This window comes from Bradyrhizobium sp. MOS001 (genome assembly GCF_004634465.1).
Classification (GTDB): domain Bacteria; phylum Pseudomonadota; class Alphaproteobacteria; order Rhizobiales; family Xanthobacteraceae; genus Bradyrhizobium; species Bradyrhizobium barranii.
The window spans coordinates 1-1,028 of record NZ_SPVJ01000178.1 but is presented as its reverse complement, the minus strand read 5'-3'; the positions used below and the strand labels follow the sequence as shown (position 1 = coordinate 1,028).

Annotated in this window: 1 protein-coding gene; it reads right to left on the bottom strand. The window is 61.5% G+C overall.

Annotated elements, in window-relative coordinates; all coding sequences use genetic code 11:
* On the bottom strand, window positions 1-1,028 hold a 1,028-nt coding region (locus CT676_RS43750), incomplete at both ends, for a transposase (protein WP_135217364.1).

Genomic DNA, 1,028 nt, shown 5'->3' with positions numbered 1-1,028 from the left:
GCAACGAACGACGCGAGGCGCCTCAGATTTTGAGCGATGGCAGCCAGAACAAACTCGTCCTGGGCGCCCCGTGGGCCACGAAGCCGAAGCCGACCAAGCCTCAGGATGCGCTTCAAGTGTGCAAACCGCATCTCGATCTTCTTGCGCTGACGTCGCGACGTCTCGAATCCCTCGGTGCCAGCGAACGACCGGGCGACGTCCCGGGCGTGCTCATGTATGTCGCGCGGGATCTTGCGCGATGGTTCTTTTGGACAGCACTGCGGTTTAAGCGGGCATGCGTCGCAGTCGAGCTTGCTCGCACGATACAGAAGCGTTTTACCCTCGTGCACGGTGCCACTCGTCCCGAGCCGCTTTCCGCTCGGGCAGTGGTAGACGTCGCGGGTCGGATCATATCGAAAGTCGCTGCGCGAGAAGGTACCGTCATCTCGCTTCGACTTATCGAACACGGGGATATGTGGCGCGATGCCTTTCTCCTCGACCAGCCAGTTCAGCATCGGAGCAGCTCCGTAAGCGGTATCCCCGGCAAGCCGCTCCGGCTTGAGACCAAAGCGCTCCTCTGTTCGTTCGATCATTGTCCTCGCCGCTCCGACCTCGGCCTGGCGAATGGAGCGGGACGCCTCAACATCAACGATGACGCCGAACTTCACGTCGATGAGATAATTGTCGGAGTAAGCGAAGAACGCTGGTCCCTTGTGAGCTCCGGTCCACTGGGCCGCGGGATCGGACAGCGAGATGAACTTCGGGACAACGTCACTGGCCGCACCCCACGCCGTATCGTCGAGGGTTGCCAGATACTCCTTCACCGCGCGGCTTGACCTCGCCGGATCGCGATCCCTGCGCCAATCCTGACCCGCGATCGAGCGCTGCTTGTTGGCATCTGCCTGGATCAGGCTCGCGTCTACCGCAAAACCTTCGCCACCAACCAGACCGGCCACAATGCACGCCTCGACGATATGTTCGAATACGCGACGAACGACATCTCCCTCGCGGAAGCGCTCATTGCGGGCCCGCGAGAAGGCCGAATGATC